This is a genomic window from Stenotrophomonas sp. OVS01A, from assembly GCF_019969775.1.
Taxonomy (GTDB): Bacteria; Pseudomonadota; Gammaproteobacteria; order Xanthomonadales; family Xanthomonadaceae; genus Stenotrophomonas; species Stenotrophomonas indicatrix.
Map to the genome: position 1 here is coordinate 1 of NZ_JAHXYV010000024.1, position 435 is coordinate 435.

A 435-nucleotide genomic window follows, 5' to 3' on the forward strand; every position below is an offset into this window, starting at 1 on the left:
CTTTAGCTCTGATTATCGGACTTATCGTCGGAAATATTCTGAAGCCGGGACACGGTTTAAATATCGACCCTGCTACTCTATCCGGTGATGTTTCTCAATATCAGCAAAAAGCTCATGATTCGACGCTGACAGGTTTTATCATGAATATTATTCCTGAAACGCTTGTCAGTCCACTTGTCGGTGAAACTATACTTCAGGTACTTCTGGTAGCTATCTTAATGGGTGTTGCTCTGGTTTTAACCAAAGAAAAAAGCCAGAAAGTAACCGACTTTTTACAGGATCTGTCTACTCCTATCTTCAAAATTGTGCATATGCTGATGAAACTGGCACCCATCGGGGCTTTTGGGGCAATGGCATTTACCATCGGAAAATATGGTCTTCATTCGGTCCTGAATCTGATATTTTTAGTGGGAACCTTCTATATTACCTCTATTC

1 protein-coding gene is annotated in these 435 nt (G+C 40.9%); it reads left to right on the forward strand.

What is annotated here, in order from left to right; genetic code table 11:
• A partial coding sequence (locus LC407_RS20835) for a cation:dicarboxylase symporter family transporter (protein WP_223483533.1) occupies positions 1-435 on the forward strand: 435 nt, incomplete at both ends.